Source organism: Lentzea sp. NBC_00516, assembly GCF_036346835.1.
Classification (GTDB): domain Bacteria; phylum Actinomycetota; class Actinomycetes; order Mycobacteriales; family Pseudonocardiaceae; genus Lentzea; species Lentzea sokolovensis.
Genome location: NZ_CP107840.1, coordinates 495,740 through 509,874, shown reverse-complemented (window position 1 = coordinate 509,874; position 14,135 = coordinate 495,740). Strand labels below are relative to the sequence as shown.

At 68.6% G+C, this 14,135-nt stretch carries 18 protein-coding genes; 12 read left to right on the top strand and 6 right to left on the bottom strand.

The annotated features are described in order from the left end of the window. Nucleotides 1-93: 93 nt before the first annotated feature. The 10 genes from OG205_RS02395 (at nt 94) to OG205_RS02350 (ending at nt 8,775) form a co-directional block, all read left to right on the top strand. Entirely contained in the window at nt 94-774 is a 681-nt protein-coding gene (locus tag OG205_RS02395; RefSeq protein ID WP_319981434.1) for a response regulator transcription factor, read from the top strand. Then, entirely contained in the window at nt 767-2,452 is a 1,686-nt protein-coding gene (locus OG205_RS02390; RefSeq protein ID WP_330274563.1) for a sensor histidine kinase, read from the top strand. Before OG205_RS02395 ends, OG205_RS02390 begins: the two co-directional genes overlap by 8 nt. Before the next feature lie 40 nt (nt 2,453-2,492). Further along, nucleotides 2,493-3,032 (top strand): hypothetical protein, encoded by a 540-nt coding sequence (locus tag OG205_RS02385; protein ID WP_330274562.1) that lies wholly within the window; start codon nt 2,493-2,495, stop codon nt 3,030-3,032. Then, on the top strand, nt 3,029-4,054 hold the full coding sequence (locus tag OG205_RS02380) for a peptidoglycan-binding protein (RefSeq protein WP_330274561.1): 1,026 nt from the start codon (nt 3,029-3,031) through the stop codon (nt 4,052-4,054). Before OG205_RS02385 ends, OG205_RS02380 begins: the two co-directional genes overlap by 4 nt. Further along, nucleotides 4,051-4,725 (top strand): ABC transporter ATP-binding protein, encoded by a 675-nt coding sequence (locus OG205_RS02375; protein ID WP_330274560.1) that lies wholly within the window; start codon nt 4,051-4,053, stop codon nt 4,723-4,725. Before OG205_RS02380 ends, OG205_RS02375 begins: the two co-directional genes overlap by 4 nt. After that, nucleotides 4,722-5,948, top strand: coding sequence for an ABC transporter permease (locus tag OG205_RS02370; RefSeq protein WP_442916731.1), 1,227 nt, complete (start codon nt 4,722-4,724; stop codon nt 5,946-5,948). Before OG205_RS02375 ends, OG205_RS02370 begins: the two co-directional genes overlap by 4 nt. Before the next feature lie 72 nt (nt 5,949-6,020). After that, on the top strand, nt 6,021-6,392 hold the full coding sequence (locus tag OG205_RS02365) for a YciI family protein (RefSeq protein WP_330274559.1): 372 nt from the start codon (nt 6,021-6,023) through the stop codon (nt 6,390-6,392). After that, nucleotides 6,389-7,582, top strand: a complete 1,194-nt coding sequence (locus OG205_RS02360; protein WP_330274558.1) for an RNA polymerase sigma factor — start codon at nt 6,389-6,391, stop codon at nt 7,580-7,582. The genes OG205_RS02365 and OG205_RS02360 overlap by 4 nt, the downstream gene beginning before the upstream one ends. Beyond that, nucleotides 7,582-8,373 carry a hypothetical protein gene (locus tag OG205_RS02355; RefSeq protein ID WP_330274557.1) on the top strand — a complete coding sequence of 264 codons (792 nt, stop codon included), beginning with the start codon at nt 7,582-7,584 and terminating at the stop codon, nt 8,371-8,373. The genes OG205_RS02360 and OG205_RS02355 overlap by 1 nt, the downstream gene beginning before the upstream one ends. Nucleotides 8,374-8,439: 66 nt before the next feature. Then, the gene (locus OG205_RS02350) at nt 8,440-8,775 is read left to right on the top strand and encodes a VOC family protein (RefSeq protein WP_330274556.1); all 336 of its coding nucleotides are present in this window, start codon (nt 8,440-8,442) and stop codon (nt 8,773-8,775) included. Nucleotides 8,776-9,217: 442 nt separating this feature from the next. Here OG205_RS02350 and OG205_RS02345 read toward each other — a convergent pair whose 3' ends face one another. The 3 genes from OG205_RS02345 to OG205_RS02335 all read right to left on the bottom strand — a co-directional run bounded on the left by OG205_RS02345 (nt 9,218) and on the right by OG205_RS02335 (nt 11,476). Then, complete coding sequence (locus tag OG205_RS02345; protein ID WP_330274555.1) at nt 9,218-10,150, bottom strand: hypothetical protein; 933 nt, start codon at nt 10,148-10,150, stop codon at nt 9,218-9,220. Between the two features lie 277 nt (nt 10,151-10,427). Further along, nucleotides 10,428-10,760 (bottom strand): hypothetical protein, encoded by a 333-nt coding sequence (locus tag OG205_RS02340; RefSeq protein ID WP_330274554.1) that lies wholly within the window; start codon nt 10,758-10,760, stop codon nt 10,428-10,430. Between the two features lie 338 nt (nt 10,761-11,098). After that, nucleotides 11,099-11,476 (bottom strand): winged helix-turn-helix transcriptional regulator, encoded by a 378-nt coding sequence (locus tag OG205_RS02335; protein WP_330274553.1) that lies wholly within the window; start codon nt 11,474-11,476, stop codon nt 11,099-11,101. Between the two features lie 86 nt (nt 11,477-11,562). Here OG205_RS02335 and OG205_RS02330 point away from each other — a divergent pair, with 86 nt between their 5' ends. Both OG205_RS02330 and OG205_RS02325 read left to right on the top strand, forming a co-directional pair. Continuing rightward, nucleotides 11,563-11,952, top strand: coding sequence for a RidA family protein (locus OG205_RS02330; protein WP_330274552.1), 390 nt, complete (start codon nt 11,563-11,565; stop codon nt 11,950-11,952). Nucleotides 11,953-12,011: 59 nt separating this feature from the next. Then, nucleotides 12,012-12,428 (top strand): hypothetical protein, encoded by a 417-nt coding sequence (locus tag OG205_RS02325; RefSeq protein ID WP_330274551.1) that lies wholly within the window; start codon nt 12,012-12,014, stop codon nt 12,426-12,428. On the opposite strand, the gene OG205_RS02320 is transcribed toward OG205_RS02325, so the two are convergent. From OG205_RS02320 to OG205_RS02310, 3 genes are read right to left on the bottom strand one after another with little or no spacing between them, the layout of a single operon-like run. Beyond that, entirely contained in the window at nt 12,425-12,856 is a 432-nt protein-coding gene (locus OG205_RS02320) for a hypothetical protein (protein WP_330274550.1), read from the bottom strand. The genes OG205_RS02325 and OG205_RS02320 overlap by 4 nt on opposite strands. Then, nucleotides 12,853-13,218 carry a hypothetical protein gene (locus OG205_RS02315; protein WP_330274549.1) on the bottom strand — a complete coding sequence of 122 codons (366 nt, stop codon included), beginning with the start codon at nt 13,216-13,218 and terminating at the stop codon, nt 12,853-12,855. Before OG205_RS02315 ends, OG205_RS02320 begins: the two co-directional genes overlap by 4 nt. A 42-nt stretch (nt 13,219-13,260) precedes the next feature. Further along, nucleotides 13,261-14,037, bottom strand: a complete 777-nt coding sequence (locus OG205_RS02310; RefSeq protein ID WP_330274548.1) for a Tat pathway signal sequence domain protein — start codon at nt 14,035-14,037, stop codon at nt 13,261-13,263. Between the last annotated feature and the right edge of the window lie 98 nt (nt 14,038-14,135).

The window sequence follows — 14,135 nt, the reverse complement described above, 5'->3', positions numbered from 1 at the left end:
CCGACCGTGGCAGCCAGTTGTGAGGATCCTGTGCGGAACGAGTCCTCATCCCGTGCGGCGGCGGCACGAGTGACTATCTTGCGACGCATGGGCATGTGCGTGCTGGTGGCCGAGGACAACGTGATGCAGGCCGACATGCTCGGGAGATACCTGCGCCAGGAGGGCTACCGGGTGCGGATCGTCCACGACGGATCCGCCGCGCTCGACGAGATCCGCCGCGATCCGCCGGATCTGCTCATCCTCGACGTGATGATGCCGAAGGTCGACGGGCTCGAAGTCGTGCGGACGTTGCGCAACGAGACGGAGATCCCGGTGCTCATGCTCACCGCGAAGTCCACAGAGGACGATCTGCTGCACGGCCTCGACCTCGGCGCCGACGACTACGTCACGAAGCCCTACAGTCCGCGCGAGCTGATGGCCCGCGTGCGCACGTTGCTCAGGCGCGTCCAGCGCACGGCCGCGAACGACATCGCGCTCGGCGACCTCGTCATCGACCCCGACCGCCACGAGGTGCGGGTGCGCGGTGACGCGGCCGAGTGCACCGCGTCGGAGTTCCGGATCCTGCACACGATGGCGGCGAGCCCCGGCAGGGTGTTCAGCCGCGCGCAGTTGCTCAGCGCGGTGCACGGGCTCGACGGGTACATCACCTCCCGCACCATCGACGCCCACGTCATGAACCTGCGCAAGAAGATCGAGGTCCTGCCGCGTAAGCCCGCGTACCTGCTGACCGTGCACGGCGTCGGCTACAAGCTGGTGGACGGATCCGGTGCATAGCGTCCTGGCGCGGCTGCTGGCCGCGTCGGTGCTCGTCGCGCTCTGCTCGATCACCGCGACCGCGTGGCTCGCCGCCCAGAGCACGTCGACGTCGATCAGGCAGGAGCTCGGCAACGCGCTGGCGGGCGACGCCGCCACGTACCGGGAACTGATCACGTTCGCCGTCGAGCACCGCGACTGGAACGGCGTCGCGCTCAAGCCGGGCAAGGGCCGGCTGATCCTCACCACGGCCGATCGCAAGGTCATCTCCGACACCGGCACGAACCTCGACCCGAGCCAGTTGCCCGCCGTGCCGTCCGCGGTGATCGACTCGCTGGAGCTCGACCTCGCGCAGGCACCGGACTCCCCCGCCGACCGGGTCGACGCCCGGATCTCCGGCCCGTTCCAGCTCACCGACCGCGAGAAGGGCAGCCTGACCCAGGACGCGGAGATCTACCAGACGCGCTGCCGGAATCCGAGCGAGGCGGCGCAGGCGGAGACGACGCCGACGACCGCCTGGGGCCGCCCGATCGTGAACGTGAACAGGACGACCGCCGCCCCGGCCACGCCGTCCTGCACCGAGATCCAGACCCGGCTGACCACGCTCACCCTCGGGGAGTCCGCGGCGTTCAACGAGCTCGACCTCCTCGTCAACGACTGCCTGAAGCAGCGCGGCCTGCCCGCCGAGCGGATCAAGATGAACGCGTCGTGGCAGCCCACCGCCACGAACACCGAGTGCCTGGTGAACGCGCGCCGGACCCAGCTGCGGCCCTACGTGGCGCCGCCCGCGTTGCTGTTCGTCACCGACCCCGCCGGCAAAACGACCCAGGCGACTGTCGTGAAGTTCGACGTCGGCCGGATCGTGCTGGTCGCCGCGATCGTGCTGGTGCTGACCGTCGGGCTCAGCATGGTCGTCGCACTGCGCATGACCAGGCCGTTGCGCACGCTCACAGCCGCCGCCGAGCGGTTGCGGCACGGCGACGACGCCCAGGTCGACATCCGGTCCCGCAGCGAGATCGGCCAGCTCGCGCGGGCGTTCAACGACATGGCCGCGCACCGCGCCCGCACCGACGCCCAGCGCAAGGCCATGACCAGCGACATCTCGCACGAGCTGCGCAACCCGCTCGGCACGATCCGCAGCTGGCTCGAGGGTGCCCGCGACGGCATGGTCGAGCTGGACCGCACGACGCTCACGTCGTTGCTCGACGAGGCCCTGGTGCTGCAGCGGCTCATCGACGACCTGCAGGACCTCGCGCTGGCCGACGCCGGTGAGCTGCGGCTGCATCCCGAGCCCGTCGACCTGCGGGACCTGTTCGACCAGCTGGTCGCCGCACATCCTGGTCTCGTCGCGGAGGGTGGCGGGGTGGTGCACGCGGATCCGGTGCGGCTGCGGCAGGTTCTCACCAACCTCGTCACGAACGCCTTCCGCTACACGCCTTCGACCGGCACGGTCCGGTTGTCCGCTCACGGAGGCCGGATCACCGTGAGCGACACGGGTTCCGGCATCTCCGCCGAGGACCTGCCGCACGTGTTCGACCGGTTCTGGCGCGCGGACCGCTCCCGCACCCGCGACACCGGCGGCAGCGGGCTCGGCCTGGCGATCGTGCACGCGATTGTGAGCGCTCACGGTGGCACGATCACCGTGGACAGCGCGGTCGGACGCGGGACGACGTTCACGATCACGCTGCCGGCACGCTGAGCGCATATTTTCCTCACAACCGCCCGGCAGCATCGCCGCCATGAATCCCAGGCTGTTGATCGGCGCCGCCGTGCTGCTGCTCTCCGCGTGCGGCCAGGCCGCGCCTCCGCCGTCCTCGAACGTCGCGTCCCTGCAGTCCTCCGGCGTCGCCGTGCCCTCCTCCACCGCCGCGACGCCCAAAGACGACGGTCAGCCGCGGTTGCGCATGGACATGACCGAGGAGGAGAAGCAGCGGTTGTACAACGCTCACACCGCCTGCCTCGCCGAGAAGGACCCGAACGCGACGGGAACCGGCCCCGGTCCCGCCGGCACCCTCCGGCCCGCGCAGTACAGCGACGAGGCGTGGAAGTTGTGCGCGAAGACGTGGCCGCTGCCTCCGTGGGAGATGGACTCGAAGAACCCGACGTTCGCGGACAACTGGCACAAGAACGTCCAGTGCCTCAACAGCCGTGGCATGAAGGTCATCGAGACCGAGCCCGGCAGCTGGACCTACGACGGCGAACAGACCCTGCCGGAGGACCAGCGCCGCAAGATCGAGGAGGACTGCGAGCAGGAAGTGTTCGGCGGAGGACGTAAGTGAAGCGGTGGATCATCGCCGGCGTCGTCGCTCTCGTACTGGTCAGCGGCGTGTTAGCGCTCACCTGGACGCGCCGCGCGCCCGCCCAGTCCTCGCCACCACCGGCACCGCGGACCGTCGCCGTGGTGAAGACCGACCTGACCGACGTCCGGGAGTTCAAGGCCACCCTCGGTTTCGGCGCCTCGCAGGAGGTGACGGGACGACGGGCGGGCACGCTCACCTGGCTCCCCGCTCCCGGCGCGGCCGTCGATCGCGGCGCCGCCGTGTACAAAGTGGACAACCGCCCGGTCTGGTTGTTCTTCGGCGACACCCCGTTGTGGCGCAAGCTCGACAAGGCCGGCACCAAGGGCCCGGACGTGAAGATCGTGAAGGACAACCTGGGCGCTCTCGGCTACAAGCTCGGCGGGGCCCCGGACGAACTGACGCCGGCCACGATCGACGCGGTCAAGCGGTGGCAGAAGGCCGAGAAGGTCGAGGAGAGCGGCGCTCTGGATCCCGGTGACGTCGTGGTGCTGTCCGGGAAGGTGCGCGTCGAGTCGGTCACCGCGAAGCTGTCGGCGTCCGGCGAGGGCCCGCTGATGAGCGTGACCGCGACCGGCAAGGCCGTCGACGCCTCGATCGACGCGCGGCAGGCCGAAGTGTTCAAAAAGGACCTGAAGGTCACCGTCGTGCTGCCGAACGGCACCGAGACCGCCGGCACCGTGCGGTCGGTCAGCACTGAAGCCAAGTCCGAGAAGAACGGCAACGGCGAGGAGACCCCGGTGATCGCCGTGGACATCGGCCTCGACGCCGAGGTCGGCGAGTTCGACTCGGGTCCGGTGCGGATCCGGCTGACCAGCACCGCGAGGCAGGGCGTGCTGGCGGTGCCGGTGACGGCGCTGCTGGCGTTGCGCGAGGGCGGTTACGCGGTGCAGACCGAGGAAGGCGGGCTCGTCGCGGTGAAGACCGGCCTGTTCGCCGGTGGGCTCGTCGAGATCAGCGGCGGTGGCCTCAGCGAGGGCATGCGGGTGGTGACGACGTCGTGACCCCGGTTCTCCAGATCATGGACGCCGTCAAGGAGTACGCGGGCGGTGTGCGCGCCCTCGACGGTGTTTCGCTGACGCTGCACGAAGGTGAGGCCGTCGCGATCGTCGGCCCGTCGGGTTCGGGCAAGTCGACGCTGCTCAACCTGCTCGGCACGCTGGACCGTCCGTCCAGCGGCACGGTGAGGCTGGACGGGCACGACATCTCCACGCTGTCCGACCGGCAGCTCTCAGCGTTGCGCGGGCGGCGGATCGGGTTCGTGTTCCAGCAGTTCCACCTCGCGGACGGCCTCACGGCCATCGACAACGTCGCGACCGGCCTGCTCTACGCGGGCACCCCGCGCAAATGGCGGGCCGCGATGGCGACCGAAGCACTGACCCGCGTGGGACTGGGTCATCGACTTCGGCACCGGCCGCACGAGCTGTCCGGTGGTGAACGCCAACGCGTCGCCATCGCCCGTGCCGTGGTGAACCGGCCCGCGCTGGTGCTGGCCGACGAACCGACTGGTGCGCTGGACACGGCGACCGGGCGCGCGGTGCTGGACCTGCTGCTCGACCTGAACAGCGAGGGCACGACGCTCGCGGTGATCACCCACGACCGGGAGGTGGCGGCGAGGCTGCCGCGCCAGGTGGAGATCAGGGACGGCCGCATCCGCGCGGAGGTGACGACGTGAGCGTTCACACCGCACGCCGAGCCAGGTCCGCGAACCCTCGTGACGTCAAACCCACCCGCCTCAGCCTGACCGACCTCCTGCTGCTCGGCCTGTCCCCGTTGCGGACCAGGCCGATGCGGGCCGTACTGTCCGCGCTCGGCATCTCCATCGGCATCGCCACGCTCGTCGTGGTCACCGGCATCCCGGCGTCGAGCCGCGCCGCACTGATGGAGGAGTTCGCCACGCTGGGCACCAACCTGCTGCGCGCCGAGGCCGCCACCGGTTCCGGCAACGAGGCCGCGTCGCTGCCACCGGACTCCGTCGCGATGGTCGAGCGCATCGGACCGGCCGACCAGGTCAGCGCGGTCGCGAACACGCACGCCGTGATCCGCCGTTCCGACCGGATCCCGGACTCGGAGACGTCAGGACTGACCGTGCTGGCCACGAAGCTCAACCTCCTCGACACGATCAACGGCCGCGTGCGGACCGGCTCGTTCCTCACCGAGGCCACCGAGAAGTTCCCGACCGTCGTGCTGGGCGACATCGCCGCGACCCGGCTCGGCATCACCGCGCCGGACGCCCAGGTCAGGATCAACGACACGTGGTTCACGGTGATCGGGATCCTCGCTCCCCTGCCGCTAGCGCCGGAGATCGAACGGTCGGCGCTGGTCGGCTGGGAGTCGGCGAAGGACCTCGGCTTCGACCAGCGGCCCACCGTGCTCTACCTGAGGGCGCAGGAGCCGTCGATCGACGACGTGCGGGCGGTGCTGCCGCAGACCGTCTACCCGGAGCAGCCGTCGCAGGTGCGGGTCAGCCGCCCGTCCGACGCGCTCACGGCCAAGCGGCTCACCGAGAACACCTTCTCGGCGCTGATGCTGGGCCTCGCCGGCGTGGCGCTGCTGGTCGGCGGCATCGGGGTCGCGAACACGATGGTGATCTCCGTGCTGGAACGCAAGCGCGAGATCGGCCTGCGCCGGGCTCTGGGCGCGAACCGCGGTCAGGTCAGGACGCAGTTCCTCACGGAGTCGGTCGTGTTGTGCCTGCTCGGCGGCATCGCGGGCGTGTTGTTGGGGCTGACAGGAACCGCCGGCTACGCGTTCGCGCACAACTGGCCCGCGGTGATCCCGATCGAGATGGTCCTGGCCGGACTCGGCGCGGCGGTCGTGACGGGCGTGGTCGCCGGGGTCTATCCGGCCGTGCGGGCGTCGCGGCTCACCCCGACGGAGGCGCTCGCCGCGCCGTGAGAAACACCGCGTGCTCGAATGTCGACTTCCAGGGATCTCGTTCGTCCTCGGAACGACGACTGGAGGGCACGCATGCACTACATGTTCCTGATCTACAACTGCGAGGACCGCCCGCACCCCGGCGACCCGCGGTTCGAGGAGATCCTCACGCGGGTCAACGCGTTCGCCGACGAGTGCCGGCGCCGGAACGCGTTCGTGTCCGGTGACCCGCTGAAACCCGTCACCACCGCGACCACGGTGCGGGTGCGGGACGGCAAGGCGCTGCTCACCGACGGCCCGTTCGCGGAGACCCACGAACACCTCGGCGGCTACTACCTGCTCGACTGCCGCGACCTGGACGAGGCGCTCGAGCTGGCGGAGATGATCCCGCAGGCGCACTTCGGCGCGACGATCGAGGTGCGCCCCGTCGACCACATCCCCGGCCTGAACCACGGGGTGACATGAGCGACCTCGCCTCGGCAGCGGTCGAACGGGTGTACCGCCAGCACCGGAGCCGGATGCTCGCGGCGCTGGTGCGGGCGCTGGGCGACTTCGAGCTGGCCGAGGACGCGCTGCAGGAGGCGTGCTCGCAGGCGTTGCGGAAATGGCCACGTTCACAAGTTCCGGACGATCCGTTCGCCTGGCTGCTCACCGTCGCCCGCAACCACGCCCTGGACCGGATCCGGCACGCCAAGATGGCCCGCACCAAGCTGCCGTCCGTGCCGGAGCCGGTCGCGATGACCGAGAAGCAGCTCGTCGACCTCGGCGACGAACGCCTGAGCCTGATCTTCACCTGCTGCCATCCCGCTCTGGGAGAGGATGCGCGGTTAGCGCTCACACTCCAGGCGGTGGCGGGATTCACGGCGGCGCAGATCGCGCGGACGTTCCTCGTCGCCGAGCCCGCGCTGGCCCAGCGGCTGGTCAGGGCCAAGCGCAAGATCCGTGACGCCGGCATCACGTTCGAGGTGCCGGCCGACCACCTGCTGCCCGAACGGCTGCAGGGCGTGCTCGGGGTGCTCTACCTGATCTTCACGCGCGGCTACACCACCGCGGACGCCTCACTGCGGCTCGAAGCGTTGCGACTGGGCAAGCTCGTCGCGACGCTCATGCCCGACGAACCGGAAGCGCACGGTCTGGTGGCGTTGATGCTGCTGCACAACTCGCGCAGTGCGGCCCGGATCTCGTCCGACGGTGACCTCGTGCTGTTCGAGGACCAGGACCGTTCGCTCTGGAACGTCGAGGAGATCTCGGAGGGCATGACGCTGCTCGACCGGGCGCTGCGGTTCGGTTCGCCCGGCCCGTACGTGCTGCACGCCGTGATCGCCGCCCTGCACGTGCAGGACCCGGTCGACTGGGCCCGCGTGGCGGCCCTGTACGCCGAACTCCTCGTGGTGGCACCGACTCCGGTGATCGAACTCAACCACGCGGTCGCCGTCGCGATGGTCGACGGCCCCGCGGCCGGGCTCTCGTTGATCGAAGGGATCAGCGGCCTGGACTCCTACCACCTGCTGCACTCCGCCCGCGCCGACCTGCTGCGGCGCCTGGACCGGCGCTCCGAGGCCGTTGCCGCGTACCGGCTCGCCCACGACCTGGCGGTCACCCCGGCCGATCGCCGGTTCCTCGCCGCCCGCCTGCGTTCCCTGGAGGTCCCCTGATGCGGCTGCGCGTGCTCGACCACGGCCACCGCCTGCCGGCCCGGATGTTCTTCGGTCTGACCGGGCTGGTGTCGCGCGTCCCGATGTCCGACGTGCCGAAGACCCTGTTGTACCGCCCGGACTTCTTCGGCGCGGTGTTCCTCGACCTGAGCGCGGAGGCGATGCGCGGGCCGTCGTTCTGGACGGCGGGCGAACGCGAGTACATGGCACAACGCACTGCCGAACGACTGCAGTGCCCGTACTGCGCCGTCACGCACACCGAACTGGTCAAGATCGCCGGTGATCCCTCGCCGTTGCGCCCGGAACTCGTTGCAGCGCTTGCATTCGTGGAGAACCTGACACTTTCCGGGCACGTACCTACCGACGCGATGGCGGACGCGTTGAACGTCAGCCTGATCTGGCAGGTGGTGAACAGGCTCGCGAACGCGTTCGGGTTCGCGCTGCTGCCCGGCCAGCTGGAGTCAGGCACGCGGTCGCTGCACCGGTTCGGCTACCGGTTCCCGCGCTTCCTCACCGGCCCCGGTTCCGGCTCCCCCGCCGAACTCCGCCGTGCCGTGCTGGAGGCTCCTGCCCGCACGCCGCCCGAGCTCAGGCAGGCGGCAGCCGCCGGTGACGCCTGGGGTTCTTACGCGGCAACGATTCGCACCGCCTCCTACCGCCTCACCGACGACGACATCGCCCGCCTCAAGCAGGACCACACCGAGGACGAGATCTTCGAGGTCACCGTCGCCGCTGCCGTCGGCGCCGCACTCGACCACCACGAAAGCGGCCTCGAAATTCTTCGCGGCTGATGTCGAGTGCGGTCCCGCTCGCTCGTCCTTCGCTCGTCAGTCCCGACAACCGAAGGAGCGATCGACATGTCCGGACAGGTCAACTGGTTCGAGCTGCCCGCCGAGGACACCGCGCGGGCAAGGGCGTTCTACGCGGGCGTGTTCGGCTGGGAAACCAGCCAGATGGGCGAGGACTACCACTTCATCACGAACGGCGCGTCCGGCGCGATCGCGGTCAAGGACGCCCAGCTCACCCAGCCGCGGATCTACTTCCACACCACGGACATCGACGCGTCCGTGCGCAAGGTCGCCGACCTCGGCGGCAAGAGCGACGACGTGCAGACCGTGCCGGACGTAGGCCGCATCGCCCACTGCTCGGACGACCAGGGCACCCCGTTCAGCCTGTACGAGCCGCGGGCCTGACTTCTGCCCACGAGGCGTGCCGAGTTCGTCCGTCCTCTTCGGACTCGGCCGCCGCCGGGTTAACCTCCTCCCCTGCCAGACGTCGGCGTCCTTTCCGCACACCTGCTCTCGGGCTTCCAGAAGGAACTGGTCCAGGCGCAAAGGATCATCGCCGAGATCGAGGCGCGGCTGGCCGAACTCGTGGGCGGCGAACGGTTCGCCGAGTTCAAGAAGGTGTTCGGCGAGATCGTGCGCTCCCACAGCAGAACCTGAGCCGTGGCGACTGGGCGCAGGGCGGGGACGGGCAGGGCACTCACCGCGAGGCCACGCCGGAGGCGTCGCCTACCGCTTTCATTTCGGAAGTCCTTTTCTCGCCGCCCTCCACCCGAAAAGCCGTGTCCTAAGTGGATCGTCTGGCCACCGTGCCGCCCGGCACCGCGACAAGATCGGCTGTGCGGCGGAACTAGCGCATGGTGCCGCGGAGAGCGTTGGTGGCTTTGGTCAGCGCGGCGCTCACCGTCGCCCAGTCGGCGTCCTGGCGCCAAGAGCTCATCAGTGTCACGGCATAGGTGTCGCCGAACTTGACCAACCCCGTGCTGTTGAGCACACGGCGGCCGCCTGAGCTGCCCCAGCCCTGCTTGATCGCCCACGTCGCGCCCGGCAGGCCGCTGGGAATGCCGAAGTGCTGGTCGAATCCGTCCGCTGCGGCGCGCGGCGCCTCGGCCATCGCCGACGTCAGCAGTTCACGGTCCTCAGCCTCGAGGGCACCGGCGATGTGGCGGTAGACGGTCGAGATGTCCGAGGCCGACATCGCCGTGCTCCCCCATTGACCCGCGACCGCCGGCGGCCGCGTGTTGCGCAGGTTGAGCGCCTTGACCTGGCGAGTGACGATCGCCGACCCTCCGCCCTCCTGCCACAACCGGCTCGCCACGCCATCATCGCTACGAGTGAGCATCGCGATGACGTCGTTCTCCACAGCACCGGAGTTCGTGGAGGTTCTCTGCAACAAGTCCAGCACGATGAGCAGTTTCACCACCGAGGCAGCGGGTTGAGCAAGGTCGCCCTTCCAGGACACGGCCGTCGCACAGGTGTCCAGGTCGACGATCTCCATCGAAAGCACTGGCTCATGTCCGACGCTCAAAAGCGCCTGGCGCGCCTTCTCCAAGGCGGGCACCACATCCGCGACCGGCGTGAACTCGGTGCAGTCGGTGCGCCAGTCGTCCGAGCCGACCTGGAACGCCACGACGAGGACCGCGACCAGCGCGGTCACCAGTCCCGCCGAAACGGCCCACTTGACCCGGCCACGCCGCTTCGGCGGCTGCTTCGGCAGCCGCTGCGTGACCAGATTCAGGGTTACTTCTCGGGAGAGCCGACTCGCATCATCCGAAATGACCATTGATCCTATCCAACCGAGCGAGGAGGAACTCTTCACGACGAGTTGCGCCATCTGTTGCTCGACGCCGCCGAGTGATTCCAGGTGTCCGGAAATCAGTGGAAGGGAGACGACGACGCCCTGCGCACGCCTTTGTGGCCGGTCGTGCGGGACCGCCTGGCAGAGCACGAGGTGACGTCCAGGACTACTCGGCCCCCAGGCCAAGCACTCCGGTCACCGTTACCGGGAACCGGATTCGGACACGACGAAGCGCTGTGCCGCAGCATCTCCGCGGCACCACTCAGCCTTCGCGGACCATGGACTCGCGCCGGGGTGTGGAAGCCTTTCCCTCCACAACGGACTCGTCGGCGACAGAGTCGACCAGGATGCGATGCAGCGCGGGGACTTCTCGATGCCGCCGTCGAACCGGACTCGGCCGTCCTCGATCACGCGCATGCGGTCGTACACCTCGCACCGGTTCACGAGCCGGCGCATCGAGGTCGGTCACCAGCTCACCCAGGAGAAGCAGCCGGCCCGGCGGTGGCGCGATGGCCACCCGGACGCGGGCGCCCGCGGACACGGTGCTGAACCAGCGGTCGTTCATGGCCGCGGCGAGGCGCACCAGTTCGCACACCGCGAGGCTGCAACAGAACGGCTGGTCCTGCTCCGGGGGCGACAACCCGGTTGTTCGGGATCCCCAGGAACGTCCGGCCCAGCGCCCAGCTCGTGCGGTGTCTCTTGCCCACACCTTCGGCGAGGACCGGAAGCTCGGACTCAGGATGCCTTCGCGTGTTCACGGCCACCTCCTTTCGCTGCCACCACAGCAAGGTAGCAACTTTCACTAGCCTCGTAGTGAATGTCGTGAAGTTCGCCTCGCGAAGGCAACCCACCGGCGGGACACGGCGTCCCAAGAAGGTACGGCGGCGGCCGGGCCCAGGCCCGCGATGCCCTGACACAGAAGGGGTAGCGCTCCTAACGATCGAAGCGGCCGCGAGCCTCCTCGATGTCCCCCAGGTACCGCGTCGTCCAAGCGCACATCGCGTCCACGGTCGCCCGCAACGCCTGCCCCGGCTCGGTGAGCGTGTAGTCGACACGCGGCGGCACCGTCGGATGCACGACGCGCGACACGAGCCCGTTGCGCTCCAGCAGCCGCAGGTTCTGGGTCAGCATCTTGTGGCTGATGCCGTCCACCTCCGTCTTGAGCTCGGTGAAGCGCTTCGTCGAGTCGCCGATGGTCTCGACGATCAGCAGCGCCCACTTGTTGGCGATGTCGGAGAAGATCTCGCGGGCCAGCGAATCCGCGCGGGCCAGATCGCCGCTGAGCTGCTTGCTCACCTTGTGGTGCCCCACTCTCGAAAAAGTGCGTTCTTCCAGGTCAGTGCTCACTCTCCTACGGTTACCGAGTAACCACAAGAGAGCGACTAGGGAGACCCGCAATGGCCGTCACGCTCATCAACTCCGACGAGCTGCCGCAGTTGGACGTCTACCACCACGTGGCCGTCGCGAGCGGCGCGAAGACGATCTACCTGGCCGGACAGGTCGCCTGGGACACCGAGCCCGACCTCGCCCTGCAGACCGAGCAGGCCTATGTGAACGTTCACACCGCGCTCAAGGCCGCGGGAGCGTCGTTCAAGGACCTGGTCAGGGTCCGGATGTACGTCGTCGGGTGGACGCAGGACCTGATGCCGGAGCTCCTCAAGGGCATCGAGAACGCCAGGGCGAGGGTCGGTGAGACCGCGAAACCGCCGGCCACGTTGATCGGGGTGGCCTCGCTGGACGTGCCGGAGCACCTCGTCGAGATCGAGGCCACCGCCGTGATCGACTGATTTACCGGCGGCTAACCGGACAAGCGCAGGCTCCGAACCAAACCCAGGAGGAGCTACCCATGCGCAAGATTCTGGCTGTGGCGGCGATCGCGGCAGCGGCGGCCACCGTGCTGACCGGTACCGCCCAGGCCGAGACCAACCCCGCGTGCCCTGGCGCCGGCCAGATCGGGTCGACCGCCTACGTGAACAACGGCAGCACGACGGTCGCCTCGGTCAAGCAGTACGCGGGCTGCGGCAAGAACTACTCCTACATCTACGTGTGGGACTCGTGGATTGCCAGTCATGGCAGGGATTTCACGCTCCGCACGTACGTTCAGACGCGGCCGAACAACTCGAACGGCTACAAGACCGGCGCTCGCGGGCAGCAGGAGTTGTGGTCGGGCGGGGCGGACACGCTGGACGTGTGCACGCGCGCTCACGGTGAGGTCGACGGGAGCAGCTACTTCCTGTTCGCCAAGACCAGCGAGCGCTGCTAGGACACCGAGCGGAACTCCACCAGTCCGTCCACCAACTCCACAACAGCGGTGGTGCGCCCGGCCGGACTGTGCCGGTCGGGCCCGTGCTCCGGCAGCCGTGTCTTGTTCACACGAAGACTCGTGTCGTAAGCCCGGACGTGGTGGCGACATTCGCAGTTGCCCGCCAGCGGGGTCGGGCAGGTGAAGACCGAGCGCAGCGAGTCGACGTCAGCAGCGGAGAGGACCGAGGACCAGACCATGACCTCGTCCTCCTCGCCGAACACCACGAAACCGTCGTAGCTGAACGACCGCAGCTCACCGACCGAGCACGCACGACAGAAGAGCACGCGGGTGTAGTCGTGCATCTGCTCGTAGGGCCCGCGTTCGCGGACGTTGACCACGAGTTCCTGCTGACCCGAGCAGATCAGGCAGTGGTCCGACCACCTCATCGACGCATGCTGATCAGCAACGCGAGCGCGGCCGACAGGGCGATGAGAGCGCCGACAACCAGTTGGTTGAGCCAAACGGCCGCCGCGCCACCGTCCGTTCGGAACAGTGCGACGACGATCAGGCCTACCGCCAGACCGATCGTGATCGGTTGCGCCAGCGGCACGTCCAGCGGCGCCATCGCCCGCACCATGCCGAGCAGCATCACGACCACGGCCAGGCCCATCGACCACCAGTAGGGCCGGAAAGCGTGTAGTGACGCGCCGAAGTGCAGGACCGGTGGTGCGGCGATGAGCCACACGCCCGCCAGGAACGCGGCGACACCGGCCCTGCTCTCGACAGTTCGTCCGTGAAGATCCCCCACGCGAGTAATTCTCACCTCTCGACGGCTTCCTGGGAACACCCACTATTCGTTTCGATACGCCTTCATGTTGCGGAGCAACAGGTAGGTGTCCTGCAGTTGCGCGGAGTCGTTGATGCTCCGGTAGATGCCCCACTTCGGATGCGCCTGGTCACCGCCCAGCCACGTGTCGAAGCCGGACCGCGAGGCGTTGACGACAGTCGTGCCGCCGTCCTTCAGCGAATAGCGCAGGCTGCCGGAGTCGGCGACCTTGATCTCGATCTCGACGTCGATCCACTTGTTGCGCAACGGTGCCAGCGGCGTGCTGCCGAGTTTCGCCTGGCCCGCGCCGAACAGTCGCATCTCGACGGTCTCGGTGGAGCCGGAGCGGAACAGCGACATGGTGACCACCGGCGAGTCCACGCCGGTGTGCTTGACCTGGAAGATGTGCGAGAAGCTGGTGGTGCCCTTCAACGACGCCGGGATGTACATCTGGTAGTTGAAACGCCAGGTCTCGCCCTTCTTCATGTCATGGCGGGTGCTGCCGGTCTGGATCGCGCGCACCTCGTTGCGCTGCCGGTCGGAACCGTCCCGATCGGACTTGTGCATCACGAACCGGTACTGGTCGCTCTCGGCGAAGATGTGCGTGGCCGAGGGATGCGAGTTCGAGCGGTCGTCCTCGATGCCGACGAACGCCTTCAGCCCGGCCGAGCCGGGGTTCGGGGCCCACTTCTGCACGAACGCCATCGCACCCACGTCAGCGGAGGCCACACCGGCGGCCAGTGGCGTGGCCGCGACGGCGAGAGCCCCTCGCAGCGCGGTGCGGCGGTTGAACAACTGCATGCGGTTCCTCCTCGAACCAGGGCGGCGGTCCGAGGCAGCGGTACCCACACGATCTGGGACAGACCTCCGACGTGTCAAGGGCTCACATTCGTGGAGAA

What these genes read in the sequence shown, in the direction of transcription:
- OG205_RS02395 (WP_319981434.1), top strand. Translation starts at nt 94, where the DNA reads ATGTGCGTGCTGGTGGCCGAGGACAACGTGATGCAGGCCGACATGCTC.
- OG205_RS02385 (WP_330274562.1), top strand. Translation starts at nt 2,493, where the DNA reads ATGAATCCCAGGCTGTTGATCGGCGCCGCCGTGCTGCTGCTCTCCGCG.
- OG205_RS02365 (WP_330274559.1), top strand. Translation starts at nt 6,021, where the DNA reads ATGCACTACATGTTCCTGATCTACAACTGCGAGGACCGCCCGCACCCC.
- OG205_RS02360 (WP_330274558.1), top strand. Translation starts at nt 6,389, where the DNA reads ATGAGCGACCTCGCCTCGGCAGCGGTCGAACGGGTGTACCGCCAGCAC.
- OG205_RS02355 (WP_330274557.1), top strand. Translation starts at nt 7,582, where the DNA reads ATGCGGCTGCGCGTGCTCGACCACGGCCACCGCCTGCCGGCCCGGATG.
- OG205_RS02350 (WP_330274556.1), top strand. Translation starts at nt 8,440, where the DNA reads ATGTCCGGACAGGTCAACTGGTTCGAGCTGCCCGCCGAGGACACCGCG.
- OG205_RS02345 (WP_330274555.1), bottom strand. Translation starts at nt 10,150, where the DNA reads ATGGTCATTTCGGATGATGCGAGTCGGCTCTCCCGAGAAGTAACCCTG.
- OG205_RS02330 (WP_330274552.1), top strand. Translation starts at nt 11,563, where the DNA reads ATGGCCGTCACGCTCATCAACTCCGACGAGCTGCCGCAGTTGGACGTC.
- OG205_RS02325 (WP_330274551.1), top strand. Translation starts at nt 12,012, where the DNA reads ATGCGCAAGATTCTGGCTGTGGCGGCGATCGCGGCAGCGGCGGCCACC.
- OG205_RS02320 (WP_330274550.1), bottom strand. Translation starts at nt 12,856, where the DNA reads ATGAGGTGGTCGGACCACTGCCTGATCTGCTCGGGTCAGCAGGAACTC.
- OG205_RS02310 (WP_330274548.1), bottom strand. Translation starts at nt 14,037, where the DNA reads ATGCAGTTGTTCAACCGCCGCACCGCGCTGCGAGGGGCTCTCGCCGTC.